Source organism: Mycolicibacter minnesotensis (assembly GCF_010731755.1).
In the GTDB taxonomy this organism is placed as follows: domain Bacteria; phylum Actinomycetota; class Actinomycetes; order Mycobacteriales; family Mycobacteriaceae; genus Mycobacterium; species Mycobacterium minnesotense.
This window is the reverse complement of the sequence record NZ_AP022589.1, coordinates 2,538,552-2,563,777: the sequence shown is the minus strand read 5'-3', so window position 1 is coordinate 2,563,777 and position 25,226 is coordinate 2,538,552. Positions and strand designations below refer to the sequence as shown.

General features: G+C 65.0%; 25 protein-coding genes, 1 tRNA gene and 1 pseudogene. 17 read left to right on the top strand and 10 right to left on the bottom strand.

All coding sequences use genetic code 11. The features are described from left to right. Nucleotides 1–55: 55 nt before the first annotated feature. The 3 genes from G6N09_RS11885 to G6N09_RS11875 are packed head-to-tail and all read left to right on the top strand — an operon-like array spanning nucleotide 56 to nucleotide 4,530. Nucleotides 56–2,377 (top strand): helicase-associated domain-containing protein, encoded by a 2,322-nt coding sequence (locus G6N09_RS11885; protein WP_083027739.1) that lies wholly within the window; start codon nucleotides 56–58, stop codon nucleotides 2,375–2,377. Between the two features lie 40 nt (nucleotides 2,378–2,417). Continuing rightward, on the top strand, nucleotides 2,418–4,070 hold the full coding sequence (locus G6N09_RS11880) for a DNA repair helicase XPB (protein ID WP_083027740.1): 1,653 nt from the start codon (nucleotides 2,418–2,420) through the stop codon (nucleotides 4,068–4,070). Between the two features lie 34 nt (nucleotides 4,071–4,104). Further along, on the top strand, nucleotides 4,105–4,530 hold the full coding sequence (locus G6N09_RS11875; RefSeq protein ID WP_083027741.1) for a pyridoxamine 5'-phosphate oxidase family protein: 426 nt from the start codon (nucleotides 4,105–4,107) through the stop codon (nucleotides 4,528–4,530). Nucleotides 4,531–4,540: 10 nt separating this feature from the next. Here the strand turns inward: G6N09_RS11875 and G6N09_RS11870 are convergent, their stop codons facing one another. From G6N09_RS11870 to G6N09_RS11860, 3 genes are read right to left on the bottom strand one after another with little or no spacing between them, the layout of a single operon-like run. Further along, complete coding sequence (locus G6N09_RS11870) at nucleotides 4,541–4,825, bottom strand: hypothetical protein (RefSeq protein ID WP_083027742.1); 285 nt, start codon at nucleotides 4,823–4,825, stop codon at nucleotides 4,541–4,543. Nucleotides 4,826–4,838: 13 nt separating this feature from the next. Next, complete coding sequence (locus G6N09_RS11865; RefSeq protein WP_083027743.1) at nucleotides 4,839–6,971, bottom strand: 3-hydroxyacyl-CoA dehydrogenase NAD-binding domain-containing protein; 2,133 nt, start codon at nucleotides 6,969–6,971, stop codon at nucleotides 4,839–4,841. A gap of 15 nt (nucleotides 6,972–6,986) precedes the next feature. Further along, nucleotides 6,987–8,198 (bottom strand): acetyl-CoA C-acetyltransferase, encoded by a 1,212-nt coding sequence (locus G6N09_RS11860; protein WP_083027744.1) that lies wholly within the window; start codon nucleotides 8,196–8,198, stop codon nucleotides 6,987–6,989. Between the two features lie 259 nt (nucleotides 8,199–8,457). Here G6N09_RS11860 and G6N09_RS11855 point away from each other — a divergent pair, with 259 nt between their 5' ends. Beyond that, a complete protein-coding gene (locus G6N09_RS11855) occupies nucleotides 8,458–9,648 on the top strand; it encodes a pyridoxal phosphate-dependent aminotransferase (RefSeq protein ID WP_083027777.1) in 1,191 nt (396 codons plus the stop codon). Here the strand turns inward: G6N09_RS11855 and G6N09_RS11850 are convergent. Together G6N09_RS11850 and G6N09_RS11845 are read right to left on the bottom strand one after the other, a co-directional pair. Continuing rightward, on the bottom strand, nucleotides 9,635–10,087 hold the full coding sequence (locus G6N09_RS11850; protein ID WP_083027745.1) for an SRPBCC family protein: 453 nt from the start codon (nucleotides 10,085–10,087) through the stop codon (nucleotides 9,635–9,637). The two genes, G6N09_RS11855 and G6N09_RS11850, sit on opposite strands and share 14 nt — an antisense overlap. A gap of 57 nt (nucleotides 10,088–10,144) precedes the next feature. Beyond that, on the bottom strand, nucleotides 10,145–10,588 hold the full coding sequence (locus G6N09_RS11845; protein ID WP_046190496.1) for an SRPBCC family protein: 444 nt from the start codon (nucleotides 10,586–10,588) through the stop codon (nucleotides 10,145–10,147). Nucleotides 10,589–10,675: 87 nt separating this feature from the next. On the opposite strand from G6N09_RS11845, the gene G6N09_RS11840 reads away from it, so the two are divergent. From G6N09_RS11840 to G6N09_RS11815, 6 genes are all read left to right on the top strand, one after another. Further along, the gene (locus G6N09_RS11840; protein ID WP_083027746.1) at nucleotides 10,676–11,017 is read left to right on the top strand and encodes a DUF732 domain-containing protein; all 342 of its coding nucleotides are present in this window, start codon (nucleotides 10,676–10,678) and stop codon (nucleotides 11,015–11,017) included. Between the two features lie 62 nt (nucleotides 11,018–11,079). Next, nucleotides 11,080–11,574, top strand: a complete 495-nt coding sequence (locus G6N09_RS11835) for a DUF5078 domain-containing protein (protein WP_083027747.1) — start codon at nucleotides 11,080–11,082, stop codon at nucleotides 11,572–11,574. A gap of 179 nt (nucleotides 11,575–11,753) precedes the next feature. Further along, a complete protein-coding gene (locus G6N09_RS11830) occupies nucleotides 11,754–11,906 on the top strand; it encodes a hypothetical protein (RefSeq protein ID WP_163752774.1) in 153 nt (50 codons plus the stop codon). 130 nt (nucleotides 11,907–12,036) lie between these two features. Further along, entirely contained in the window at nucleotides 12,037–12,675 is a 639-nt protein-coding gene (locus G6N09_RS11825) for a TetR/AcrR family transcriptional regulator (protein WP_083027748.1), read from the top strand. A 47-nt stretch (nucleotides 12,676–12,722) separates the two neighbouring features. Further along, nucleotides 12,723–13,730, top strand: a complete 1,008-nt coding sequence (locus tag G6N09_RS11820) for an oxygenase MpaB family protein (RefSeq protein WP_083027749.1) — start codon at nucleotides 12,723–12,725, stop codon at nucleotides 13,728–13,730. Further along, nucleotides 13,727–14,281 (top strand): GXWXG domain-containing protein, encoded by a 555-nt coding sequence (locus G6N09_RS11815; RefSeq protein WP_083027750.1) that lies wholly within the window; start codon nucleotides 13,727–13,729, stop codon nucleotides 14,279–14,281. Before G6N09_RS11820 ends, G6N09_RS11815 begins: the two co-directional genes overlap by 4 nt. Nucleotides 14,282–14,284: 3 nt before the next feature. On the opposite strand, the gene G6N09_RS11810 is transcribed toward G6N09_RS11815, so the two are convergent. Continuing rightward, nucleotides 14,285–15,010: a chymotrypsin family serine protease gene (locus G6N09_RS11810; protein WP_179959829.1), complete on the bottom strand. Its 726-nt coding sequence runs from the start codon at nucleotides 15,008–15,010 to the stop codon at nucleotides 14,285–14,287. 309 nt (nucleotides 15,011–15,319) lie between these two features. On the opposite strand from G6N09_RS11810, the gene G6N09_RS11805 reads away from it, so the two are divergent. Beyond that, entirely contained in the window at nucleotides 15,320–15,769 is a 450-nt protein-coding gene (locus G6N09_RS11805; protein ID WP_083027778.1) for a DUF5994 family protein, read from the top strand. A gap of 59 nt (nucleotides 15,770–15,828) precedes the next feature. Here the strand turns inward: G6N09_RS11805 and G6N09_RS11800 are convergent, their stop codons facing one another. After that, nucleotides 15,829–16,158: a DUF732 domain-containing protein gene (locus G6N09_RS11800; protein WP_234807111.1), complete on the bottom strand. Its 330-nt coding sequence runs from the start codon at nucleotides 16,156–16,158 to the stop codon at nucleotides 15,829–15,831. 622 nt (nucleotides 16,159–16,780) lie between these two features. Next, nucleotides 16,781–16,845 (bottom strand) — tRNA-Phe (locus G6N09_RS11795). A 174-nt stretch (nucleotides 16,846–17,019) separates the two neighbouring features. On the opposite strand from G6N09_RS11795, the pseudogene G6N09_RS11790 reads away from it, so the two are divergent. The 4 genes and pseudogenes from G6N09_RS11790 (at nucleotide 17,020) to G6N09_RS11775 (ending at nucleotide 21,628) form a co-directional block, all read left to right on the top strand. Next, nucleotides 17,020–18,558: pseudogene (locus tag G6N09_RS11790) on the top strand (rolling circle replication-associated protein). 208 nt (nucleotides 18,559–18,766) lie between these two features. After that, complete coding sequence (locus G6N09_RS11785) at nucleotides 18,767–19,849, top strand: DUF262 domain-containing protein (protein ID WP_083027779.1); 1,083 nt, start codon at nucleotides 18,767–18,769, stop codon at nucleotides 19,847–19,849. Next, nucleotides 19,836–20,573: an MAE_28990/MAE_18760 family HEPN-like nuclease gene (locus G6N09_RS11780; RefSeq protein WP_083027753.1), complete on the top strand. Its 738-nt coding sequence runs from the start codon at nucleotides 19,836–19,838 to the stop codon at nucleotides 20,571–20,573. The genes G6N09_RS11785 and G6N09_RS11780 overlap by 14 nt, the downstream gene beginning before the upstream one ends. Next, nucleotides 20,570–21,628: a DNA cytosine methyltransferase gene (locus G6N09_RS11775; RefSeq protein WP_083027754.1), complete on the top strand. Its 1,059-nt coding sequence runs from the start codon at nucleotides 20,570–20,572 to the stop codon at nucleotides 21,626–21,628. The genes G6N09_RS11780 and G6N09_RS11775 overlap by 4 nt, the downstream gene beginning before the upstream one ends. Before the next feature lie 207 nt (nucleotides 21,629–21,835). Here G6N09_RS11775 and G6N09_RS11770 read toward each other — a convergent pair whose 3' ends face one another. Next, nucleotides 21,836–22,456: an HAD family hydrolase gene (locus G6N09_RS11770; protein ID WP_083027755.1), complete on the bottom strand. Its 621-nt coding sequence runs from the start codon at nucleotides 22,454–22,456 to the stop codon at nucleotides 21,836–21,838. Beyond that, nucleotides 22,456–23,295: a GntR family transcriptional regulator gene (locus tag G6N09_RS11765; protein ID WP_083027756.1), complete on the bottom strand. Its 840-nt coding sequence runs from the start codon at nucleotides 23,293–23,295 to the stop codon at nucleotides 22,456–22,458. Before G6N09_RS11765 ends, G6N09_RS11770 begins: the two co-directional genes overlap by 1 nt. A 129-nt stretch (nucleotides 23,296–23,424) precedes the next feature. On the opposite strand from G6N09_RS11765, the gene G6N09_RS11760 reads away from it, so the two are divergent. Further along, complete coding sequence (locus G6N09_RS11760; protein ID WP_083027780.1) at nucleotides 23,425–23,853, top strand: plasmid replication, integration and excision activator; 429 nt, start codon at nucleotides 23,425–23,427, stop codon at nucleotides 23,851–23,853. Beyond that, nucleotides 23,850–25,223: an FtsK/SpoIIIE domain-containing protein gene (locus G6N09_RS11755; protein WP_083027757.1), complete on the top strand. Its 1,374-nt coding sequence runs from the start codon at nucleotides 23,850–23,852 to the stop codon at nucleotides 25,221–25,223. The genes G6N09_RS11760 and G6N09_RS11755 overlap by 4 nt, the downstream gene beginning before the upstream one ends. Nucleotides 25,224–25,226: the final 3 nt, after the last annotated feature.

Sequence of the window (25,226 nt, the reverse complement as noted above, 5' to 3'; positions counted from 1 at the left end):
ATTCTGACAGGTCGCGATCGACGCCGTTCACCGGTTGGGCCTTACGCTGGTCGCGATGACCGAACGCGCCCGGGGAGTCCCACTGGGGTCGTGGCTGGCCGAGCTGCCCGACGAGGATCTGATCCGGCTACTGAAGCTGCGGCCCGACCTCGCCCAACCACCGCCGGGCAGTATCGCCGCGCTCGCCGCGCGCGCGCAGGCCCGCCAGTCGGTTCGGGCGGCCACCGATGAGCTGGACTTCCTGCACCTGGCCGTCCTGGACGCCTTGCTGGAGTTGCACGCCGATTCCAGCGGTGTGCCCGTGGCAGACCTGCTGGAGCTGCTCGGGGACCGCGCGCCCGCCGACGCGGTCACCGAGGCGCTGGCCGGGCTGATCGAGCGGGCGCTGTGTTGGGGATCGCCGCATGAGCCCGGCGGGGTGCTGCGCGTGGTCGCCGAAGCCGGCGCGGGCCTGCCCTGGCAGCCCGGACAGGTGACCCGAGAGGAGCCGGTGGGGGCGGCGGAGCTGACCGCGCTGCGTGCGGCCATCGCCGATCTGGACAACGCCCAACGGGACCTCCTGGACAAGTTGCTTGCCGGTTCCCCGATCGGGCGCACCCGCGACGCCGCCCCCGAGGCACCGCGGGAACGCCCGGTGCCCCGGCTGCTCGCGGCGGGTCTGTTGCGTCGCGTCGACGAGGAGACGGTGATCCTGCCTCGACTGGTGGGACAGATCTTGCGCGGCGAGCAGCCCGGACCGATCGCGTTGGAGGCACCCGATCCGGTGGTGTCGAAGACCACCGCGGCCGATGTTGACGCGGCTGCTGCCGGCGCGGTCATCGACGTGCTGCGCGAACTCGACCTGATCGTGGCCAGCCTGGGCGAGACGCCGGTGCCGGAGCTGCGTACCGGCGGACTGGGTGTACGCGAGGTCAAACGGCTCGCCAAGGCCACCGGTGTCGATGAGACTCGGCTGGGTCTGCTGCTTGAGGTGGCGGCCACTGCCCGGCTGATCGCGGCCGACTTTCCCGATCCGGCGATCGTCGACCAGCGGGAATGGCCCGACACCGACGGTCCGTACTGGGCGCCGACGGTGCTCGCCGACCGGTTCGCCGAGCAGTCCACCGCTCAACGCTGGCACCTGTTGGCCGCCACCTGGCTGGATCTGCCGGCACGGCCGGGGCTGATCGGCAGCCGCGGCGCCGACGGCAAACCCCGAGCAGCGTTGTCCACGCCGCTGTTCTCCACCGCCGCACCGCTGGACCGTCGGCTGCTGCTCGGCATGCTCGCAGAACTGCCCGACGGAGCCGGGGTCGACGCCGTGTCCGCGTCACAGGAATTGGTCTGGCGTCGGCCGCGTTGGGCCAGCCGACTGCAGCCCGGCCCGGTCGGCGAACTGCTCGACGAGGCGCACGCCCTGGGTGTGCTGGGCCGGGGTGCGTTGAGCTCGCCGGCACGACTGCTGTTGGCGGGCAGCGCGCGAGGCTCCGCCACCGACGCCGACGATGCCGCCGCAGTGACCGCGATGGCCAGGGCGCTGCCTGAGCCGATCGATCACTTCCTGGTACAGGCCGATCTGACCGTGGTGGTGCCCGGCCCGCTGAAACGCGAACTCGCCGAGGAGCTGGCCGTCGTCGCCACCGTGGAGTCGGCCGGTGCGGCAATGGTCTACCGAGTCTCCGAGCAGACCATCCGCTCCGCCCTGGACGTGGGTCGGACCGGGGCGGGTCTGCGGGCGTTCTTCGAGAAACACTCGAAGACTCCGGTCCCGCAGGGGCTCAGTTATCTGATCGATGATGTGGCGCGACGGCATGGCCAGCTGCGGATCGGGATGGCGGCCTCGTTCGTGCGCTGCGAGGATCCCACACTGCTGGCCCAGGCAGTGGCCGTTCCGGCCGCCGAGGCCTTGGGACTGCGGATGCTGGCTCCGACGGTGGCAGTGGCGCAGGCTCCGCTTGCCGATGTGCTGGCCGCGCTGCGGGATGCCGGCTTGGCTCCGGCCGCCGAGGATGCCACCGGAATGATCGTCGACATCCGGCCCCGCGGCATGCGGGTGCACACCCCCGCGGAACGTCGCGGACACCGGGCGCACTCCGGCCCCGGCGACGACAGCCTGACCGCGCTGGTGCGGGTGCTGCGCACCGTGACCTCGGCACCGTTCGACAACATCCGGCTGGATCCGGTGACCGCGATGATCATGCTCAAGCGCGCCGCTCTGGAGCGGGCCACCGTGCTGATCGGCTACGTCGACGCCGCCGGCGTCGCCACCCAGCGCGAGGTGGCGCCCACCCAGGTGCTGGGTGGGCGGCTGGTGGCCTTCGATTCGACGTCGGGGCAGATGAAGGATTTCGCGATTCACCGCATCACCTCGGTGTCCTCGGCGGCTGAAGAAGCCTAGCGCCGGGCGCGGTGTCCGACCTCTCGCCGATAATGGGGCCATGAGCACTGACGGGCCGCTGATCGTCCAATCCGACAAGACCGTGCTGCTCGAGGTCGATCACGAACTGGCCGGTTCGGCGCGCGCCGCGATCGCGCCGTTCGCCGAGCTGGAGCGCGCCCCGGAGCATGTGCACACCTACCGCATCACCCCGCTGGCGCTGTGGAACGCCCGAGCCGCCGGCCACGACGCCGAGCAGGTGGTCGATGCGCTGGTCAGCCACTCCCGGTATGCGGTGCCGCAGCCGCTGCTGGTCGACATCGTCGACACCATGGCACGCTACGGGCGCCTGCAGCTGGTGAAGAGCCCGGTGCATGGTCTGACTCTGGTCAGCCTGGATCGCGCGGTGCTCGAGGAAGTGCTGCGCAACAAGAAGATCGCTCCGATGCTGGGCGCCCGCATCGACGACGACACCGTCGTGGTGCATCCCAGCGAACGCGGCCGGGTCAAGCAGATGCTGCTCAAAGTCGGCTGGCCGGCCGAGGATCTGGCCGGCTACGTCGACGGCGAGGCCCATCCGATCGCGCTGGCCCAAGACGGCTGGGTGCTGCGCGACTACCAGGAGATGGCCGCCGACTCGTTCTGGGCGGGCGGCTCCGGGGTGGTGGTGTTGCCCTGCGGCGCCGGCAAGACATTGGTGGGCGCCGCCGCCATGGCCAAGGCGCAGGCCACCACACTGATCCTGGTCACCAACACCGTGGCCGGCCGGCAGTGGAAACGCGAGCTGATCGCCCGCACCTCACTGACCGAAGAGGAGATCGGCGAGTACTCCGGTGAGCGCAAGGAGATCCGGCCGGTCACCATCGCCACCTATCAGGTGATCACCCGGCGCACCAAGGGCGAATATCGGCACCTGGAGCTGTTCGACAGCCGTGACTGGGGGCTGATCATCTACGACGAGGTGCACCTGCTGCCCGCGCCGGTGTTCCGGATGACCGCCGACCTGCAGTCGCGCCGCCGGCTGGGGCTGACCGCAACATTGATCCGCGAGGACGGCCGCGAAGGTGATGTCTTCTCGCTGATCGGACCCAAGCGCTACGACGCGCCGTGGAAGGACATCGAGGCCCAGGGCTGGATCGCGCCGGCCGAGTGCATCGAGGTGCGGGTCACCATGACCGAGACCGAGCGGATGACCTACGCGGTGGCCGAGCCCGAGGAGCGCTACAAGCTCTGTGCGACGGTGCATTCCAAGATCGCGGTGGTGCGCTCGATCCTCAAACAGCATCCCGGCGAACAGACCCTGGTGATCGGCGCCTACCTCGATCAACTGGAAGAGCTGGGCGAGCAGCTCGATGCCCCGGTCATCCAAGGTTCGACCCGCACCGCCGAGCGCGAGAAGCTGTTCGACGCCTTCCGGCGAGGCGAGATCTCCACCCTGGTGGTGTCCAAGGTCGCCAACTTCTCGATCGATCTGCCGGAGGCCTCGGTGGCGGTGCAGGTCTCGGGCACCTTCGGCTCCCGGCAGGAGGAGGCCCAGCGTTTGGGCCGGCTGTTGCGCCCCAAGGCCGACGGCGGCGGCGCGGTGTTCTATTCGGTGGTCGCCCGCGACAGTCTGGACGCCGAATACGCCGCACACCGGCAGCGGTTCCTGGCCGAGCAGGGCTACGGCTACATCATCCGCGACGCCGACGACCTGCTGGGTCCGGCGATCTGACACCACCCACGCCGTTGGTGGTTAGTCTCCAAACATGAGTCTTTCCCAGGACGAGCGCGAGCAGTTCCTGGCCGAGCCACACATCGCGGCGCTGTCGGTGGACGCCGGCGTCGGCCGCGGGCCCCTGACCGTGCCGATCTGGTATCAGTACACGCCCGGTGGGGAACCCTGGGTGATGACCGCGGCCGGGTCACGCAAGGCCAGGCTCATCGAGACGGCCGGCTGCTTCTCGCTGATGGTGGAGCGCACCGAACCGACGTTGCGCTACGTCAGCGTGGACGGCACGGTCAGCCGCATCGACCCCGGCAGCGAGGAACTTCATGCCGAGCTGGCCCACCGCTACCTGCCGCCGGAACGGGCCGAGCGGTTCTTGCAGTTCGCACAGGCCGAGCTGGGCGAACAGGTCGTCATCTATCTGAGGCCCCAGCACTGGCTGTCGGCGGACCTGGGCGCGATCTGACCGCTTCGGCTCAGGGTGCGCAGTCGTCGACCGGCAGCAGTAGCATCGCCGGCCACAGTGCCACCGAGGCCACCGCCGCCACCTCATAGACACTGGCCGGCGGTATGCCGTAGTGCCGCTCAAGCTGTGTTTGCAGACGCTCGACGCCGTCGGGGTTCAGAAACAGCCACACCACGCCGGCGATCACGTAGACGAGCCCGGACCACAGCCCGGCCTCGATCAGCGCCCCGATGCTCACCTGCCGGTCGAGCAAACGCAGAATCCCCCGAAACCGCGGGGTTTCGGGGGATTCCACGTCGCAGATCTGTCTACAGCAGCGAGGCCGGCGGGGTGAACCGCTCGCCATACTTGGCGGCCAGGTCCTTGGCCCGTGCCACGAACGCAGCCTTGCCACCGGGGTAGCCGGTGATGAACTGCGCGGTGCCGCCGGTCCAGGCCGGGAAACCGATGCCCATGATCGCACCGATGTTGGCGTCGGCCGTCGAGGTCAGCACGCCCTCGTCGAAGCACTTCTGGGTCTCGAGCACCTCGGCGAAGAGCATCCGGTCGATCATGTCCTGCAACGGCGGGGTGGAGCTGCCCGAGTTGAAGGTCTCCCGCAGGCCCGACCACAGGCCGGTGCGCTTGCCGTCGACGTACTCGTAGAAGCCCGCACCCTTGAGGCGCGACGGACGACCGATTTCGATCATCTTGTCGACGACCTCTTCGTTGCGCGAGATCGGCAGGGTGCCGCCGGCCTCCTCGACACCCGCGCGGGTGGCGATGGCGATCTTCTGCATCAGCTCCAGGTTGAGCTCGTCGCAGAGCTGCAGCGGGGCGGCCGGGTAGCCGGCCTGCAGGCCGGCCTGCTCGATGCTGGCCGGTTCGACACCCTCACCGAGCAGCATCAGCGCCTCGTTGACGAAGGTGCCGATCACCCGCGAGGTGTAGAAGCCGCGGCTGTCGTTGACCACGATCGGCGTCTTCTTGATGGCCAGCACGTAGTCGAACACCCGGGCCAGGGCCTCGTCGGAGGTCTTTTCACCCTTGATGATCTCCACCAGCGGCATCTTGTCGACCGGCGAGAAGAAGTGGATCCCGATGAAGTCCTCCTGGCGCTTCACGCCGGTCGCCAGACCGGTGATCGGCAGGGTGGAGGTGTTCGATCCCAGCAGTGCATTGGGCTCGACGATGTCCTCGATCTCCTGGAAGACCTTGTGCTTGAGGTCCTGGCTTTCGAAGACGGCCTCGATCACGAAGTCGACGCCGGCCAGGTCCTGCGGGTCCGCGGCCGGGGTGATCTTGTCCAGCAGGGCCTTCGACTTCTCGGCGGTGGTACGACCCCGCTCGAGCGCCTTGGCTTCCAGCTTCTCCGAGTAGCCCTTGCCGCGCTGAGCCGCCTCCAGCGAGACGTCCTTGAGCACCACGTCGTAGCCGGCCTTGGCCGACACATAGGCGATGCCGGCGCCCATCATCCCGGCACCGAGCACACCGATCTTTTTGATCGGGGTCTGCGCGATGCCCTCGGGCCGGCTGCCGCCGCCGTTGATGTGCTGCAGGTCGAAGAAGAACGCCTGGATCATGTTCTTGGCGACGTTGCCGGTGACCAGCGAGACGAAGTAGCGGGTCTCGATCCGGGTGGCGGTGTCGAAGTCGACCTGCGCGCCCTCGACCGCGGCGGCCAGGATGGCACGCGGGGCGGGCATGTTGGCCCCCTTGACCTGCTTGCGCAGCAGGGCCGGGAACGACGGCAGAATGGCCGCCAGGGCCGGGCTGGCGGGGGTGCCGCCGGGCATCTTGTAGCCCTTGGCATCCCACGGCTGCACACCGGCGTCGGGGTTGGCCTTGATCCACGCCTTGGCGGCGGGCACCAGCTCCTCGACGGTCGGCAGCACCTCGTCGATCAGACCGGCGGCCTTGGCCTTGGCCGGGTTGAAGCGAGTGCCCTGAACCAGCACGTTCATGAAGGCGTTCTGGATCCCGAGCATGCGCACGGTCCGGGCGACACCGCCGCCACCGGGCAGCAGGCCCAGGGTGACCTCGGGCAGGCCGAGCTGGCTGCCCTTGACGTCGGCGGCGATCCGCCTGTGACACGCCAGCGCGATCTCCAAGCCGCCGCCGAGCGCGGCGCCGTTGATGGCGGCCACGACCGGCTTGCCCAGGGTCTCCAGGGCCCGCAGGTCGGCCTTGATGCCTTCGCACTGCTCGAAGACGGCCTGTGCGTCCGCGGGGCCGACGTGGATCATCGCCTTGAGGTCGCCACCGGCGAAGAAGGTCTTCTTCGCGCTGGTGATCACCACGCCGGTGACCGAATCCTTCTCAGCGATCAGGCGCTGCACCGCGTTGTGCATCGACTCGCGGTAGTGGTCGTTCATGACGTTGGCCGAACCGGTCGGGTCGTCCAGGGTCAGCGTGACGATGCCGTCCGCGTCCTTGTCCCACTGAATGGTGTTCTCTGCCATTTTGTTTCAAACCTCTCAGACGCGCTCAATGATGGTGGCGACGCCCATGCCGCCGCCGATGCAGAGTGTGATCAGAGCGCGGCGGGCACCCCGGCGCTCCAGTTCGTCGACCATGGTGCCGGTGATCATCGCGCCGGTGGCGCCCAGCGGGTGGCCCATTGCGATGGCGCCGCCGTTGACGTTGAGCTTGTCGTCGGGGATGCCCAGGTCCTTCTGGAACTTCAGCACCACCGAGGCGAACGCCTCGTTGAGCTCGAACAGGTCGATGTCATCGACGGTCAGGCCGGCCCGGTCCAGCGCCTTGACGGTCGCCGGGGTGGGGCCGGTGAGCATGATGGTCGCATCGGCACCGCTGGTGGCGGTGGCCACGATGCGGGCCCGCGGGGTCAGCCCCTGCGAGGTGCCCGCCTTCTCCGAGCCGATCAGCAGCAGCGCGGCACCGTCGACGATGCCCGAGCTGTTTCCGCCGGTGTGGACGTGGTTGATGCCCTCGACCCAGTGGTACTTCTGCAGCGCCACGTCGTCGAAGCCACCCATTGCACCGATACCGTCGAATGCGGTCCGCAGCTTGCCCAGACCTTCCAGGGTGGTCTCGGGACGCATGTGCTCGTCGTGGTCCAGAACCACCAGACCGTTCTGGTCACGCACGGGGATGACGGACTTGGCGAAGTAGCCGCCCGACCAGGCCGCGGCCGCCCGCTGCTGGCTACGCAGCGCGTAGTTGTCGACGTCCTCACGCGAGAAACCTTCGATGGTGGCGATCAGGTCGGCGCCGATGCCCTGCGGGGCGATGTAGTTGTCGTAGGTGAAGGGCACGTCGGAGAACATCGCGCCACCGTCGGAGCCCATCGGGATCCGGCTCATCGACTCCACGCCACCGGCCAGCACCAGGTCGTCCCAGCCGGAGCGCACCTTCTGGGCTGCGGTGTTGACGGCCTCGAGACCCGAGGCGCAGAACCGGTTGAGCTGAACGCCGCCGGTGGTGTCGGGCAGTCCGGCGGCCAGCACCGCGGTGCGGGCGATGTCGCCGCCCTGGTCACCCACGGGCGAGACGCAGCCCAGGATCACGTCGCTGATCAGGCTCTCGTCCAGGTCGGGGTGGCGAGTGCGCAGTTCATCGATCAGGCCGACAACCAGGCTGAGCGGCTTGACCTCGGTCAGCGCGCCGCCGCGCTGCTTGCCGCGCGGGGTGCGAATGGCCTCGTAGATGAAGGCTTCTTCGGACATGGGCGATTCCTCTTCAGTATTGGGTGTTCGATGCGGATCGACTGCGTTCCCCCGCGAGGGGGGGTGACCCCAGGTCGGAGCGTAGTCCCCGGATTCCCACCCTAACAGCCTGGCCTATCAACCGGATGGTTGGTCCGTCTGGGGACCGCTTTCTCGCCGAGCGTGAAGTTGGCTTCACGCCGGTGGCCTGAGCGTGAAGTTGGCTTCACGCTCGGCCCTGCGACGACGCCCTTTAGGCTCGGATCCCATGACGGCGCGGATGGTCACCCGGCTGGAGCCCTTTGCCACCACGATCTTCGCCGAGATGTCGGCGCTGGCCGCACGGATCGGCGCGGTCAACCTGGGGCAGGGCTTCCCTGACGAAGACGGACCCGCGGCCATGCTCGAGGCCGCCCAGGCCGCGATCGCCGACGGCCTGAACCAATACCCGCCCGGGCCCGGTATCCCCGCCCTGCGGGAGGCCATCGCCGCACAGCGCTCCCGCATGTACGGGATCGACTACGACCCCGACACCGAAGTCCTGGTGACGGTGGGTGCCACCGAAGCCATCGCCGCCGCGGTGCTCGGCCTGGTGGAACCGGGCTCCGATGTGGTGCTGCTCGAGCCGTTCTACGACTCCTACTCCCCTGTGGTCGCCATGGCGGGGGCGCGACGGATCAGCGTGTCGCTGGTGCCCGACGGCCGTGGTTTCGCCTTGGACGCCGACAGCCTGCGGCGGGCCATCACCCCGGCGACCCGGGCCCTGATCGTCAACTCGCCGCACAATCCGACCGGCACGGTGTTCACCGAGGCGGAATTGGCCGAGATCGCCCGGATCGCAGTGGAGGCCGACCTGCTGGTGATCTCCGACGAGGTCTACGAGCACCTGGTGTTCTCCGGGCGCACCCATCGGCCCTTGGCCGGCTTCGAGGGGATGGCACGGCGGACCGTCACCATCTCGAGCGCGGCGAAGATGTTCAACTGCACCGGCTGGAAGGTCGGGTGGGCGTGCGGTCCCGCGGAGCTGTTGGCCGGGGTACGGGCCGCCAAGCAGTATCTGACCTACGTCGGTGGCGCGCCCTTGCAGCCGGCGGTGGCGCTGGCACTCAACACCGAGGACGACTGGGTGGCAGGCCTGCGGGCAACCCTGCAGGCTCGCCGGGACCGGCTGACCGCCGGACTCAAAGGCGTCGGATTCGAGGTGCACGACAGTTTCGGCACGTATTTCCTGTGTGCCGATCCACGCCCGCTGGGCTACGACGACAGCACGGCGTTCTGCGCTGAGCTGCCGCATCGGGCCGGCGTCGCGGCCATCCCCCTGTCGGCGTTCTGCGTACCGGGCGCGGAGGCGACCGCCCCCGATGTCTGGAATCACCTGGTCCGGTTCACCTTCGTCAAACGCGAGGACACCATTGATGAGGCGATCCGGCGGTTGGAGACGCTGCGCGACGGGCCAGCTAGCGCCCGCTAGCGGTGTCGTCGCCCATGATGCGCTGACGCAGCCGCTCGGTGGCGATATTGAGCACCAGCTTGCTGGCGCGCCGGACGATGAACTCCGGGATCGGCCCGGACGGTTCCACGGTGATGTCGAAGCGCACCCGGGTGCTGTCGGGCCCCTCACGGGTCAGGGTGTACTCCACGTGCTGGGCACGCTGCTGCGCGGTGGCCTTGGCGTCCCAGACCATCCAGTCCGGGCCCCAGTGGTATTCCAGGACTTCCTTGTCCACCAATCCCAGAATCTTGATGGTGGCCAGCACGTGATGGGGACGCCCGTCCTCATATTCGTCGAGGATCTCGATGCTCTTGTGCACCGGGGACCACGACGCCAATTCGGACACATCAGCGAGCGCGTCGAGGATTTTCTCCGGCGGCGCGCCAATCACAACTTCCCGCGATGCTCGAACAGCCACTAGGTCGAGCCTAACGCCGTGTCCTGCCGGCGGCAGAAGTTCATCGCAGGGAGAAAGTCAGCGGCCCTTCTTGATCTTGAGCACCTGGTCGCGCAGGCCGTCGGTGGCGGTCTTCATGCCGCCCTTGAGGGTGCTCTTGAGCAGGAAGCCCGGGATCGGGATCGACGGGTCGACGTCCATGTCGAACCGCACCTTGGTCTTATCGCCCTGCGGCGTCAGCGTGTACTTGGCGTCCTGCGCCTTGAGCTGGCCGGCCGACACCAGGGTCCAGCCGACACTGTTGTCGGTCCAGCTGTACTCGACGACCTGCTCATCGGTCAGCCCCGCGGCCTTGATCTTCATCCGTACCCGCCGCGGCCGACCGTCGTCGTGGGTGTCGAGCACCTCGGCGCTCTGGTACTGAGGCGACCACGACGGAACAGATTCGACGTCGGCGAGGACGTCGAAGATCTCCTCCGCGCTCGCTTCGATAACGACCTCGCGGGAATCCTTGACTGCCATGGCTGGAACCCTAGCCAGGCGCGCAGCGCTACGCGGGGATTTCGCGCCGCCCTGAGATTCTCCCCACGTCCGGGTGGCGGTGGCACGATGGAGACCATGCACGTCGCCGTCCGGATCGCCGCACCCATGCTCGCCGCCGTGGCACTGATCGCCGCGCCGGTGGCCCACGCCGATGACGCCGGCTATCTGGCCCGCGTCAATGCCGCCCCGGTCCCGATCCCGGTGGCCGATCACGTCAAAGTGACCTCGGGGCACTACATCTGCGCCCAGCTGCGGATGTACGGCCACACCGGCACCTACCGCTCAGGAATCTCCCCCGGCGACCTGGTCCGCCAGTTGACCAACACCTTCCACTACAGCCCCGAAGCCGCCGACGTACAGATTCAGGCGGCGCAGGCCGAACTCTGCCCGGAGACGCTGCGACCCTGACCCGCACTTGTTAAGGGCGAAGCGGGAGTCCCGCAAAGCCCAAACTGGTAACGTCGCGCCGCATGACATCCACAGTGAGTCGGTTCGCGCGCACCGCGGGCCTTGCAGCAGTTGGCGCGGCCCTGGCGGCCGCCGGCATGGGAGTTGCCGCCGCAGACGACCCGAACGCCGTACCGGAGCCGATTCTGACCACACAGTGCTCCTTGGACCAATTGATGGCCGCGACCAAGGTCGTCGACCAGCCGGCCTACGACGCGATCGTGACCAAGTACAACCAAGAGCCCAAGGTGCTGCAGGATCAGATCGTCCTGCGGATGAAAAATCTGCTGGCCAAAGACCCCGCCGGCCGGCAGGCCGAGGTGGATCAGCTCGGCATCGTCTTCCCGTACTACGCGGCGCTGTTCCGTACGCAGGAATCGGCCGCACCGGAGATCGCCGAGCAGTGCAGCACCTTCCCGGCCGAAGACCCCTCGGTCTGGGCCCCTGCCGCCGAAGCAGACCCCACTCCCGCCCCGGCTCCTGGGGTGCCCGGCAGCACCGAGCCCACTGCAGCGTGATCACTGGGCAGCCGCCCAACCATTGACGCTGAGGCCCTAAGGTCGCCCAACCTTTTCCACACCGGGGAGGGAGGTGCACAGGCCGATGCTGTGCTGCCTCGTCGCCGGATCGCTGATGGCGATGGCGTTCCGGATCCGGATGTGGCTGACCCGCCGACGTCCGGGGTCGCTGAATCTCTTTGCGCCACCGGCACGTCGACGCGCTCGACGCCCTGCAGCGCGCCGCCATCCTTCCGCGCGACGACAGCTTTGCCTTCAAGGCGATCTTCGCCGCGACCAAGGTTCCGGGGGTGGCGCGACGCGCCACATCGTTGCTGAACCCATTCAGCTGACTCCGGTACAGGGCCTGCACTGCTCCGGCCGATCCGTCAAGGTCGGCCGGAGCAGTCCCTCGCGAGGGAAAAGCCGCGACCTTCACCGCAGCGTGGAACGCTGCGGTGAGCATGAGGGTAGCGTGCGAGCGTGCCTACCGATGGCGGAGTGTTGTGGCGCGGGACGTCGCCCGAGGACCGAGCGGCACTGCGACGCGAGCGGCTGATCGACGCTGGTACGCAGATAGTCGGCACGGACGGTGCCGACGCCCTCGTGATCCGATCGATCTGTCGCGCCGCGAACGTGAGTCCCCGCAAGTTCTATGAGAGCTTCCCCGACACCGACGCTCTGCTCATAGCGACCTACGAACGCGCGGTCGAAGAACTGCTGCGCGCCGTCACCGCGGCCGTACCTGCTGAACCCTTGATCCCTGACGCGCGCCAGTTACGCACTCGATTCCACGCCGTGTTCGACGCCGCAACGTTGTTCCTGGACCAGCATCCCCCGGCGGGCCGCATCATTTTTCAGGAGGCCCTGCACAACGACGTCCTGCGCACGCGAGCGATGGACGCGCTGCCCACCTTCCTCAAGATCATCCGGCGCGCCGTGACAAGCCCCGATCACCAGCCCATTCCGCCCACCCAGGCGCACCTGGAGGCGACGCTGCTGTCGGGCGCGCTGACTGCCGTGCTCGGCGAATGGACCTCCGGCTCTACACCGTGGAGCCGCGAGGAACTGGTCAGCTACTGCACCGAGGCGGCGTTGGCGATTCTGTCGATCCAGCTGTGACAGAACGAGGTTGACAAACCTCACCGCACGGGAAACACTTGGTTCCCATGACCGACAGTGCGATGGAGTCCCGCATTCCCCCGAACTCCAGCACCCGAGCCTCCTTCGGCCCGCACTCAGTGACCTGGCGGGTACTGACCGCCCCGGCGACCGCCCTGATGATCGCCCAGGTCACCAATCTGCTTGAGATCCCCCATCTGGACTTCCAAGCGGTGCTGTTCGACCACGACCCGCTGTTTCCCACCAACAAGAAACGTCAGCGGGGCGCCCGCGGGGCGGGGCGACGCAAGGACGGCCACTTCCACGATCGGCTGCGTCGGACCCTGTCGGTACCACTACCCATCGTCTTCGGCGACAGCGAGGCGGCCTTGCAGTGCGCGACAAGGCTTTTCAACTACCATCGCCCGATGACCGGGGTGGGCTCCGACGGCCATACTCCCTACTCCGCGACATCGCCCGAGTCGATGCTTTTCGCGGCGGTGACCATCTCACACGCGGCGCTGATCGCCTACGAGAACTTTGCGTTCGACGGTCGCCCGATCCCCCGCCGATTGCACCAGTCCGAGCGCGACCAGTACTTCGCCGAGATGTCGCGGCTCGCCGTCCTCATGGGCGTACCGGCCGACGACGTACCGATGAGTGCGGCCGCCGTCGACCACTACTACCGCTCCATCTCAGCGAAGTTCGCCTTCCGCCCCGACTGGGAGTCTGCACGGCTACGCACCGCGGCGGCGCTGCTGTTTCCCGAATCCTGGTCAGACGTCCCAGCAACAGTCAACGATGTCCTGCTGGTGATCTCTACCCTGGTGGCCTACGCGGCCCTGCCGAAGCCGTCACGGCGACTTCACCGGCTGCCGTCGCTCACCGATCCCGGACTCGCCGTCCTGCGAACAGCGACACTCCCGCTGTTTGCGCTCCTACAGATACCCGCGCTTGCCAGGTCCGTACTGCGTTGGTATCTGGGCGAATCCGACCGCGTCGTGCTGCTCGAGGCCCGTCGTAAAGTCGACGCCGCTTCACACCCGACCGCTGCGATTTCGGCGGCGAACTCATGACCGCGCTGGATCTGGACAACACCACCGGGCCGCTGTCCATGTCGGCCGCAGCAGCGACGGCGTTGTTCGACGAGCTGCCGGTTTGCCCGCCTAACACGTTGCGGGGCCTCTGGGCAGGCCGTGAGGTGCACACCGCACATCCCCTCGACGGTGTACTACCCAATGTTTCTTGGTACGGCAAGCGTTTTGACGCACCCGGCGCGGTACACCCCCTGGTTGTCGCGGACGCCTCCGGCGAGACATTCCCGCTCAATCCGGCGCTGGTACCGATGCGGACCATCACCTCGCCGCTGCCGTTGCCGCGCTTCTTCGTCAAGGCGGCGCCGCGGCTGATGTCGGTGCTACGGCGCCTCGTCTTCGCGAAGAGCCATGGAGCCGACCTAGCCCAGATCGATCACCGCGGTGTCACCACGACGGCATTGCGGTACCACGACAAGCCGATCGTCGACTACTTTCGGCTGGTCGACAACGACACCGTCTTGGGCGCAATGGAGTACCCCGGTATGCCGCGGCCCTACTTCTTCATTCTCCGGCGCGATCGACCCAGCTGATCGCTAGCTGCGGCGACCGAAGCCGGCGCCCGGGCCGCCCTTGGCGTCGACGTCATCGAGAATGGCCTGGAACAGCACGATTCCGGGTCCCGGCTGGGTCAGCGGGCCGCTCGGGACGGAGCCGTCGTGGACCATTCCGACCAGGAGGTCATCGACAGTGACCGGCGCCCCGTCGTCGCCGGGTTCCCACCATGGCTCGCCCGCAGGATCAACGCCGGCGGGTCCGATGTCGAAGCACATCAGACCCGTGCCGCGCCCAAGCTTGCAGGCATGGCGTACGGCGCCGTGCTCGGCGTCCGCGGGTTGCTCAGGACCGTCGGGGCCGGCAGCGGCGGGTTCGGCCGGCTCAGCAGAACCGATGCCGTAGATGCCGAACCCTTCGTAGTCGGCGATGGATGCCACCTTGACCGGATCAAACTCGATCACCGCATAGTCCAGGCCTTCGTCGGCAGCCACCACGGTACCCACGCCGCCATGGTCTTCGGCGCCCTCGACCAACACGATCGACCCTGGTCCGCCACAGTGCGCCGCGGTAAAGCCCACCAGGCTGCCGGCACCGTCACGACCGATGGTGGTCAGCGTGCAGAGCGCGTCGTCATGCAGCACGATGGCGGCACCGCCACCGAGCAGGATCTTGTCCTCGGTCGCGGCGGCGGTCGGCAGCCCGGCAGCGCCGATCACCAGGACGGCGCCGATCGCGCAAGCGCGCCGAGCCACGTGTTGGTGCACAGCGGCTCAGTCTAGGGGGCCGACCCGGCGGCACCCCGCATTCCGCCGCGCCCATCCGGCTTCTGTCGAAGTGGACCCGAATCGCCTCCGGCCGCGTACGGTCAAAGGTGAGCCATTTCATCGCCAGTGACGGCCCACCCAGTCCCCGGGCGGCCCCACGGGCCGTGGTGATCCCTCCGCCTAGCCGCAACCCGCAGCCAGACGAATCCGAACGTGACGGAACCGGCGTGGATTGTGAGATATGTTGCCTAACTTAGCTATAGGTCGGTCGACTGCGGGATGCCAGCGGCACCGGTCGGCGCCGCAGCGATGATCGCGCCGGTAGGAAGCACTCGGCACGCCCGCCCCGTCCGCGTCACGGTGGCCCGAGAGCTCGGCGGGGGAATCGACGGCGCTTGGTGGCCGCGCGCAGATCGCATCACCAATGAATTGCCGGACCTGATCTCCGTCCTGACACCCTTGCTGGGCGACATCACCACCATCAACGTCAACTGGTCGCCGCTGCAACGACCACCTGACCTCAACTGGCCGGGTTGGGAAAGCAAACCCCAGCATGTGATGACTCTCGGCGGCCAGCAGGCCCGCGCCAATCTGCTCGTCATCTCCTATGCGACCCACAGCGCTCTCGCCATGATGGTGATGCGCTGTGCGGCGAATCTGCCCATCGAGGCCGCGGATCGCGACAAGCCCGCCTGCCTGACGGCGGGTTCGATCCTGCGTAACGCCCGACGACAGCGTGACGGCGCTGGAGCCTGTTGACCTAGCCGGAGCCTTCCCGACGCCGCCCCGAGGTGGAGGCGACGTCGGGCCGACGTGAATCAGCAGAGGTGATGTTCGGCGGCGACAGTCAGCCGCATCGCGTTGCCGCGATCCAGACCGTCGTTGCGGTTCACGCCCACACTGCGGGATGTCCTGGCGACAGCCTGGGCGGCCTCGGCCCGCGACTGGTCGGTTATCTGTCCGTCCGGACCCTTGCGCAGCGATTGACACACCGCCGAACCAAGTCGCATCGCTTGGTTCTCGTTCATCCGAACCCTGACCGTCGACTGCACCTCGTTGAGGTAGGCGCTGTTATCGGCATGCGCGAGGCCAACAGCAAATGAGGGGAGCGCCGAGAGGAGGACCGGGAGGAGAAACGTCGCCAGCATGATTCGCAAACGACCAACTCTGATGTGTTTCATATGGTCCCTTTCTTCGGCCTATCCCGGTGCAGAGGTCGTCTGCGGGGCGGGTTCCTTCAGGGCATGCACTTTCAGCATAGAGAATTGACAGCAGCGGCAATAGTGCTGCCGCCACAAGAGGGGTTCAACCGGGTGATCAGCGGACCGCACACCTTCCAGCGAGGTGTCGTGCCGGTTGCCGGTACCTGCGCCGAATCGCCAAAAGGCAATGCGCACTTGCCACCTAGCGTCTCACCGCCTGTCAGAACGAGATTGATCCGGCTAACCCCGCGCGTTCCAACGTGCGGGCTGATCGCCCAATTGTCTGATGCCGCGGCCCATCCAGGTGCGAACGAATGCTGCACTTCTGGTTAATTCTTCGTATGTTCCGGATATACACCAATCGGGCCCGCGCAACGGCGCGCCGGAATGGTCAAATCGCCTCGGTGCCGCAAATCCCCTCAATGACGGGCATAGCGTAACGTCCGACGGCCCCATGACGGATGCCCCAGAAGCCTGCGAAGTTCCTGAGAGTGGGTGCCGGGGCCGAGGTCGGGCCTCATGGACCTCGCCGCCACGAAAGCCGCCCCGTAACGAGCAGCCTCTGAAGTGGCCAGGGCCGGGATCGAACCGGCAACCTTCCGCTTTTCAGGCGGACGAGATAGCCACTGACCTGCGGTTTATTTGTTTCTGTGCGTCGTATGCGCCGCATTGAGCTGCGCTGACGTATTCAGTCTGCCCGGCGAACGGACATAAACCGGACACGGTGCTTGCACTCCTGACCAGGGATTCCCCGACAGCCCGTCACTCCGTGATGCGCGCTAAGGGTTCCCGGGGAGCAGGTACCGGATGCCCAGAATCACCGGGTCAACCGGCGGGCACAACGACGACGGAGGCGGCGCGGTCCACCGCTTGGCCGGCCACCACCCGAACGGCCAGCCGGAACACGGCCGGAGCCGTGGACGCCGGGAGGACGCGAGCGCCCGAGGCCGCCAGGCCGCAGGGTGCGACAGTCGGCCGGGAGGCGGGAGCGGCGTAGGTTGTGATCCGGCTGGGACTCGCGGGCTTGTTATATATCCCAAAAGTGTCCGCGACGACGTCGAGTCCGGTGACGACACCGACTGGTCGGCCGCCGCTGCTCTGAGGCTGCGGTTCCCGAGCCCCGAGATGGTCGACTCGGCCGCAGCGCTATTCGAGCCAGCAGCACCGTGGGCGCACGGCAGAGACCGACTCCGCGTAGAACCGGAGTCCGGGCGGTTCCAAATCACGGTTGGCCCCGGCGTGGTGCGACTTGGATGGACTAGACCTGTCCGCGCCGAAAAATCATCCGAGCGCGAGGTCGGTCGGCGCCGGTTCGACGTGGCGGTCGCAGAAGATCGCATCAAGTCTGACCGGGACGACGCTGACCCACCTGGCCGTTCGATCACCGAATGGTCCCGTAAATCGCGTGCCGCGATGTGTCGTACCTTCGCTGAACTCGACTACACGCCGTTGGTGGAATCCGGCCGGGCACCAGCCATGGTTACTCTGACCTACCCCGGAGACTGGGAGACCGTCGCTCCGAACGGAGCCAGCGTCAAGCGACACATGGTGCTGTGGCGCAAGCGCTTTCAACGCGAGTTCGGCGAACTCGCGCGCTACATCTGGAAGCTGGAATTTCAGCGGCGCGGTGCACCGCACATCCACCTGTGGATGGCGCCGCCCATGTCGCCTGGCCGCTCGGGTCGCGGCTTCGCTCAGTGGCTGTCCGACACCTGGGCGCAAGTCGTTGACCACCCCGACCCAGAGCATAAGGCCCGCCATCGGCTCGCCGGTACTGCCATTGATGTCCGCAACGGACTGAGAGCCTGCGACCCGAAACGGTTGGCCATCTACTTCACCAAGCACTCGTCGCCGAACCTCAATGGAGACAAGGAATACCAGCACATCGTTCCCGAACTGTGGCGGCAACCCGGCTGCGGCCCAGGGCGGTTCTGGGGTGTGTACGGACTCAAGAAGGCGATTGCTGTCGTCGAAATCGATCAAGATGCGTATTTCGCTGCACGCAGGATCGTGCGGCGGTGGTCACGGAGCCAGGCCGTGTACGGCGACTCCGGCGGCCGCTTCCCGACGGATGTGGTGCCGCGCACCGCTGTGGTCCTCGCACCCCGTGTCAGCCGAGATACCAGCCGCGTGCGGCACCGGCGGGTCCACCGGCGGCGAACGCTATGCAACCAAAGCGGACTGGCAGGCGGCTACGCACTGGTCAACGACGGACCGAACTTCGCAGCCCGACTCGCTCGAGCAAATTCAGTAGGCTTCTACCTTCGCGACCACGACGCCGGAAAACACGTACTACCGCAAAAGCATGCTTCACTCTGCGCCCCAGCAGCCAGCACGGGCCGCTGAACTGGCCTGCTCCATACCTGCCTAAGTAGGCGCGGCCGCGCGTAGGCCTATGTCACAACCGACCTATACCCTCGGCAGGCACAAACGAGGGCTGGATTCCGCGTCATCCGGCGACGTCCGCCGATGACCAACTACGGCTAGCTGGGGAACCCCGGTAGCCTAATGCGAGCTCACCGTCGAAGATGACGAACGTAGAGGAGGTGGGGTGATGCCGCGACCCAAGGAGAGACCCACTGTTGAACAAGTGAAACTCGCCGAGGAGCAAATTGTTGCACAATCTAAGCGAATTGACTTCTTCCTCACGGAATACTCGGTTGAGTTGCTTGCTCAAAAAGTTCGTGATGGCGAATATGTCGTTCCCGACTATCAGCGAGAATACGTATGGGAAGAGCGCCGCAAATGGCGCTTCATCGAATCGTTGATCATGGGCCTTCCCATCCCTTTCATTTTCTTCTGGGAAATGCCAGATGGTCGGCTCGAAATCGTGGACGGCTCTCAGCGACTCCGGACTATTCATGAATTCATATACGGTGGGCTCGAACTCGGCGAGCTTGACCCTCTGACACATCTTTCAGGATTTCGATTTGACGACCTTCCCGAATCAAGACAACGCAAGATAAAGAACCGCTCCGTTCGCGGCATTGTCCTAAACGAACATGCCGACGAAGCAGCACGACTCGACATGTTCGAGCGCATTAACACGGGCAGCAAGCACGCCAAAAATGCGGAGATACGGCGAGGAGCACTGAAAGGCCCGTTCCTTAACTTGGTGACAGAACTAGCCAACACCCCACTCCTAGCTCAACTTGCACCCCTGTCTAAGAGCGTTAAACGAGAACGTGGCTACGAGGAACTCGTTACCCGACTATTTGCGTACGGCGATGGCCTCGAAGACTACAAAGACAGGCCTGCCGACTTCCTCTTTTCTTATTCAAAGAAAATGAATGCGGCGTTTGCAGCGGAACCAGATTTGCCGGAAAAATATCGCGAACGGTTCAACACCGTCCTCAACTTTATCTCCCAGAATTTTCCGTTGGGATTCCGGAAGACTGCAAATAGCGAAGCAACGCCTCGGGCACGGTTCGAGTCTATCGCAATCGGCGTTGATCGCGCCTTGGCTGAAAGCCCAGAACTGGTCGGCCGCACTGCCCTCGAAGTCAATGTCGCCTCGTGGATCAATCTTCCCGAGTTCAAAACGATTACTAGTTCCGATGGCGCGAACGCAATTGCCCGCCTCCGAGGACGTATTGATTTCGTAAAAAACAAGCTGGTGGAGAATGGCATCGATTAACCTAGCGCCATTTTTTGAAGAACGCTACGCGGAAATTGAGACCTACTTGTTGTTTCTGCAGAACGTGGAGGACGCAGCCCGCGCGGGGGCCCCGCGGTTCCGCGGTACCGACGCCTCGATCACTCCTGATCAGAAAAAGATTCTCAATTCGAGTCTGTACCTCCAGCTTTACAACCTGGTAGAGGCCACCGTGCTCCGATGCCTTGAATCAGTGGTTGCGGCAATTGAAGAGGCGGAGCGTCGCCCGAGCGAACTGAGCCTTGAACTCAGGACTGAGTGGGTACGCTCCATAGCACGCACTCACAGTGACCTAGGTCCCGATAAGCGACTCGATGCGGCACTCGACATGTGCGAGCAGTTGTTGCAACAGATTCCCGTCAAAGACTTCAGAATCGAGCCGGGCGGGGGAGGCAACTGGGATGACTTGTCCATAGAGAAGATGTGCGAACGCGTGGGGTGCGGTCTAAATATTTCTCCCAGCGTCTTCCAGGCCGCCAAGCGCCACGTACGAGACGACATGGGCGCGTTGAAGCTCGTCAAGAATCGGCGCAACGGGCTTGCTCACGGCTCCTTGTCGTTCGTCGACTGTAGCGATGGCGTGACCGTTGCTGAGCTCAAGGGAATTGCATCTGCAATTGGAGACTACCTGCGGGAAGCCGTCACATGTTTCGTGAACTATGTCGAAGGTGAGATCGCCAAGAAAGAGGCGGTGACCACGTCATGACAAAAAAGGCGAACAGCCCGACCATTCGAGCCATCGACCTGTTCTGTGGCGTTGGCGGCCTCACACATGGACTAGCGAAGGCGGGTATCGAGGTCGTGGCTGGGATCGATATCGATCCTGCATGCAGGTATCCATACGAGGCAAACAACACGGCCGAGTTCATAGAAGGCGACGTTAATGAACTCACCGCAGCAGAGGTAGCCGCCATGATTGACGGTGCCGCCCTGAGCATGATCGCCGGGTGCGCACCGTGCCAGCCGTTTTCCACTTACAGCCGATCCGGTCGAAGCAAGAGGGGTGGAGATGACTGGCAACTAGTCGAAGCCTTCGGCCAGATAGTAAGCGAAGTCCAGCCGGATCTAGTGACGATGGAAAACGTTCCGCAGTTGCTCGACCACCCCGTCTTCGAGCGGTTCCTTGGGAACCTCGAAAACTACAAAATCGAGTGGTCCGTCGTTCAAGCTACCCGCGTTGGCATTCCGCAGACAAGGAAGCGACTAGTCCTCATTGCCTCGAAGCTCGGCGCTTATGGCCTCGCGCTCCCCCAAGATGAGCACCGAGTGAAGACCGTCAGGCAAGCAATTGGCCGCCTTCGACCAATTAGGGCCGGCGAGGCCGACCCGAAGGACCGGTTGCACGTCGCATCGAGATTGACCAACACGAATCTGGAACGGATACGTCACTCGAAGCCTGGAGGCACGTGGCGCGATTGGCCTGTCGAATTGCAGGCCGCATGTCACCGAAAGAGCACGGGCTGGACCTATCCAAGCGTATACGGGCGGATGTCCTGGGATGAAGCAAGCCCGACGATCACTACCCAGTGTTTTGGCTACGGGAATGGGCGATTCGGTCACCCCGCGCAGGATCGCGCCATCTCCCTACGCGAGGCCGCCATCTTGCAGACGTTCCCGCCGAAGTACAAGTTCGTCCGACCCGACGAGGCTGTGCGTTTCAGCGTACTGGGTCGGCTCATCGGAAATGCAGTACCAGTGAGGCTTGCGGAAGTTGTTGGCGAGACGGTGATCTCCCACGCGACGCTTTTCAGGCAGCAGTAGCCCCTTGCGAGTCCAAACACGTCCGAAAACGCCTTGGGATTCAACAAAAGTCGCAAAAAGAGTCGACTGACAACTGGCCCAAAAATGCCTTTCTCGACGGAATTTTCTACCCAGATTGGCAGGGGGAAATACACCCAGATGGCACGTCAGCAATCGAGCACTGCCCTAACGCGGATTGCAGATACCGCCGGCCCTAAAATCGGACACCTATAGAGATCGCCACCACGAATTCCCCTGCACTGCAACCTCATTAGCGCCTGCTTCAGCAAGCTGGGCGGCCTTGCCTGGTTTATTCGCATAGCCGATGGTGTGAACGCCTGCGCGCTGGCCGGCTTCGATGTCAGACACTGAGTCGCCGATGAATTGGGCTGCATCCGCAGATACCGACAGAACTGCGAGCGCTTCAAACAGCAAGTACGGATTGGGCTTCATCAGATCAGGACGTGCGTACGGCCTGCCGAGAACAGGCACGCGAGCAGATTCAGGATGGATCCGCTGGAGATAAGAGCGGACTGCCCCCGCACTGTTGTTGCTGACGACAGCCCATGGTCGGTCGCCAATGATCTTGAGTAGCTCCCGGAACTCGGGATTGGGTTTGGAGGTTTCAACGGCATGCAGTTCGATGTCGCAAAGCTTGGCGTCCGCGGCCTCAGCCTGATCGGAAGGTGCGTTACGAAGGACTTCAAGTGGGTCGTTAGTGGCATCAGCAAGCGGTGGCGTTACCCCGGAAGCCAATTCCCGTGCCGCATCAGCCGCTGGATAGCCGTCGAATACCGAGCAGATTGGGCCGTCGAAGTCGACAAGGAAGGCCTGAGCGCGGTAGCTCATCAGGGAGCGTCACGGCCGACTCGATCCCACATGGCACCGAACCACCGGGAGCATTCTCGGACATATTGCGTGCCAAGGGAATCAGCATCGTCGTTGGCTTCATGGTGGAACAGAACGGTGTCTTTGCCCATCAGATCAAGCACCTTATAAGTCTTGCCGTCGATCCGGTGCGAACGCGGCTCGGGTGGGTAGAATCCGAAAAATGCCTCACGCTCGTTGAGTAGATAGAGCTTGAACAACGGGCTGTTGTCTTGAACTCGGACAGTGCATGTCGCCTCGTCCAACAACCCAAGACGGTCCAGTTCGGCGAGGTTGTCCCTGATCGCATCAATGTGCCCGCTGGTCATCTTGGCGTGACGGTCACGAAAGGCCGGCACATCCCTTCCTGTGTCCGGGTCACACGGCAGCGACCAAGGCACTGTTGAATCGGGCACCAAGCATCGGATTGTCACACTGCGCGGGGTCAGCCTGCCTGCTCGAACTTTGTCCAGCGGTTCCTGTAGCGCACCGCGCAACGTCTCTCCAGTGAAACCGAAGAAATCAATAGCGACGCGCTCTGCCGCGAAGGCGCGCTCGACGTGTGGGCGAAGGCCGACCGGTCGCTCCGTACGTTCGCGTACGTATACGCCACTGCCCGTGCGCGAGACCACCAAGCCCTCTTCGCGCAGGGCCCGTATCGCTTGCTGAACGGTCATACGCGCCACGCCGTATCGCTGGGCCAGTTGCTGTCCGGAAGGCAATTTCTCGCCCGGCTCATACTCACGAGTCAGAATTGCCGCCCGCAGGATCGTTTCGACCTGCTTATACGGCGGACGCGTGTCATTGGGGTCAAGCTTCATAGCCAGCAAGCATAGGCAACCCAGGCGGCCTAGCCAACCAAAGCGGACTAGGCCGCCTGGGCAGCCTATGCTATCTTTGCAAACATGGCTAGGCAGCCTAGCCCGATCTACGAAGGCAAGGAGCCCGCGATGGCAATACCCAGGTGGATTGAGATGACCCACAATCAGGCGTTCGCCCAGGGCGCATTCCTGGTATCGGACGTGACGCCCGTGATCGACTACGACCGCTCTAGCGGTGAGAACCGGGTGCAGGCAGCCGACAAGGGGACGTCTCTGCCGTTGTGGCAAGTGGAAGTGCTCGATGGCGACCGCGCCGCATCCAAACGAGCACGAACAGTCACTGTGAAGTTCGCGGCTGCTGTCCAGCCCGTTCCGCCATCCAATGAAAGCGGGATGCCTTTTACTCCTGTTGTTTTCGAGGAACTGACAGTGTTGCCGTATATCGAGCGGGTAGGGGAATTTGGGCGCATCGCGTGGTCGTTTCGTGCGACCGGCATGAGCGCTGCTGGCAAGTCGTCCGCGTCGAGTACTCGTGGTGGATCGGCGGTGTCGGCATGACACCGGACTACCCCTACCCCAGCGTGCCGCAACTCCCTGACTACTCCTACTACCCTAGCGGCGGCGTGGACCTCATCCACTTGGTCACGATGATCGGAATCTGGCTGGCCGCGACCGCCGGATTCGCATTGATCGCCCTGACATGGTGGAAACACTCGAACGCGGGCAGTTTCGAGCAGTACCTCGCTGGCCCGTTGCGCCGTGCCCGCTGGCGGTGGTGGCTACGAAGTCGCTGGTCACATATCGCCAAGCGCTGCGGGTTGTCTGTCTCCGAGCAGATCACCAAGAAGGACAGCGAAGGCAATCCCATCACCACCACGGTTTGGACACACCCCACCCTGTTGAAAGTCCAATCCTCGGACACCTGCCTGTATGCCACGGTGCGTACCCGTGTCGGACAGACCGTCGATGACCTGGAATCAGCTGTACCCGCAATCCGCGACGCGGCCGGAGCTCATTCGGCCCGCGCCACGGTGGTGGCTCCGGGCACGGTGCGCATGGAATTCGTGATGCGCGAACACCTCTCAACAGTAATCCACGCCCCCACCGCCCCGGCTTCACCGACTGCGCCAGCAGCTTCAAGAGCCTCGGTGGTGCCGGCGGTCTCGACAACCAGTGTACGGCTAGGGCGCTGCGAGAACGGTTCCCCGTGGGTGCTGCCGATCGCTCAACGTCACACCATGGTGGTGGGTTCTTCCCGGTCCGGGAAGGGCTCGCTCGTTCAGGGCATTGTGTGCGGGCTCGGCCCCGCGGTGCACGCCGGTCTGGTGCGCCTGGTCGGCATCGATTTGAAATACGGGATCGAACTGGCACCCAGCAAAAAGCTGTTCACGCGGATGGTCACCACCGAAGCAGACGCAGTGAAAACACTCGCTGAACTAGAGAGACTCATGGAGCAGCGCGGCCTGAGGATGAAAGATAGCGCCCGCAACCACACCCCCAGCACCGGGTCACCGCTGGTGGTTCTGATCATTGATGAGCTGTCCACACTGACGAACTACATGTCCGATGCGGCATTGAAAAAGCAGGCTAACGCCTCGCTGAATCTAATCCTGTCGAAGGCCGCAGGATTGGGGATCGTCGTGGCCGCGTTCCTGCAAGACCCCCGCAAGGAGGTCCTGCCGATGCGCGGGCTCTTTACCCAAACCATCGCCCTACGGCTGCGCTCACGCGACGAAGTGAACATGGTCCTCGGCGAGGGTACGGCCGATAAAGCGCCCGCTCACCGCATCCCCCCCAACCAACCCGGCACCGGCTATGCCATCGCTGAAGACGGAGCCGTCATGAAAGTCCGCGCCCACTACTGGACTGACGACCAAATCCGCGACACCGCAAGCAAATACCAACCGCCCAACGCCGGGAAGGAATGACCC

What these genes read in the sequence shown, in the direction of transcription:
- G6N09_RS11835 (WP_083027747.1), top strand. Translation starts at nt 11,080, where the DNA reads ATGACATCCACAGTGAGTCGGTTCGCGCGCACCGCGGGCCTTGCAGCA.
- G6N09_RS11880 (WP_083027740.1), top strand. Translation starts at nt 2,418, where the DNA reads ATGAGCACTGACGGGCCGCTGATCGTCCAATCCGACAAGACCGTGCTG.
- G6N09_RS11760 (WP_083027780.1), top strand. Translation starts at nt 23,425, where the DNA reads ATGGCAATACCCAGGTGGATTGAGATGACCCACAATCAGGCGTTCGCC.
- G6N09_RS11860 (WP_083027744.1), bottom strand. Translation starts at nt 8,198, where the DNA reads ATGTCCGAAGAAGCCTTCATCTACGAGGCCATTCGCACCCCGCGCGGC.
- G6N09_RS11845 (WP_046190496.1), bottom strand. Translation starts at nt 10,588, where the DNA reads ATGGCAGTCAAGGATTCCCGCGAGGTCGTTATCGAAGCGAGCGCGGAG.
- G6N09_RS11865 (WP_083027743.1), bottom strand. Translation starts at nt 6,971, where the DNA reads ATGGCAGAGAACACCATTCAGTGGGACAAGGACGCGGACGGCATCGTC.
- G6N09_RS11800 (WP_234807111.1), bottom strand. Translation starts at nt 16,158, where the DNA reads ATGCTGGCGACGTTTCTCCTCCCGGTCCTCCTCTCGGCGCTCCCCTCA.
- G6N09_RS11770 (WP_083027755.1), bottom strand. Translation starts at nt 22,456, where the DNA reads ATGAGCTACCGCGCTCAGGCCTTCCTTGTCGACTTCGACGGCCCAATC.
- G6N09_RS11755 (WP_083027757.1), top strand. Translation starts at nt 23,850, where the DNA reads ATGACACCGGACTACCCCTACCCCAGCGTGCCGCAACTCCCTGACTAC.
- G6N09_RS11785 (WP_083027779.1), top strand. Translation starts at nt 18,767, where the DNA reads ATGCCGCGACCCAAGGAGAGACCCACTGTTGAACAAGTGAAACTCGCC.
- G6N09_RS11765 (WP_083027756.1), bottom strand. Translation starts at nt 23,295, where the DNA reads ATGAAGCTTGACCCCAATGACACGCGTCCGCCGTATAAGCAGGTCGAA.
- G6N09_RS11840 (WP_083027746.1), top strand. Translation starts at nt 10,676, where the DNA reads ATGGAGACCATGCACGTCGCCGTCCGGATCGCCGCACCCATGCTCGCC.
- G6N09_RS11875 (WP_083027741.1), top strand. Translation starts at nt 4,105, where the DNA reads ATGAGTCTTTCCCAGGACGAGCGCGAGCAGTTCCTGGCCGAGCCACAC.
- G6N09_RS11805 (WP_083027778.1), top strand. Translation starts at nt 15,320, where the DNA reads ATGATCGCGCCGGTAGGAAGCACTCGGCACGCCCGCCCCGTCCGCGTC.
- G6N09_RS11855 (WP_083027777.1), top strand. Translation starts at nt 8,458, where the DNA reads ATGGTCACCCGGCTGGAGCCCTTTGCCACCACGATCTTCGCCGAGATG.
- G6N09_RS11885 (WP_083027739.1), top strand. Translation starts at nt 56, where the DNA reads ATGACCGAACGCGCCCGGGGAGTCCCACTGGGGTCGTGGCTGGCCGAG.
- G6N09_RS11780 (WP_083027753.1), top strand. Translation starts at nt 19,836, where the DNA reads ATGGCATCGATTAACCTAGCGCCATTTTTTGAAGAACGCTACGCGGAA.
- G6N09_RS11820 (WP_083027749.1), top strand. Translation starts at nt 12,723, where the DNA reads ATGACCGACAGTGCGATGGAGTCCCGCATTCCCCCGAACTCCAGCACC.
- G6N09_RS11775 (WP_083027754.1), top strand. Translation starts at nt 20,570, where the DNA reads ATGACAAAAAAGGCGAACAGCCCGACCATTCGAGCCATCGACCTGTTC.
- G6N09_RS11815 (WP_083027750.1), top strand. Translation starts at nt 13,727, where the DNA reads ATGACCGCGCTGGATCTGGACAACACCACCGGGCCGCTGTCCATGTCG.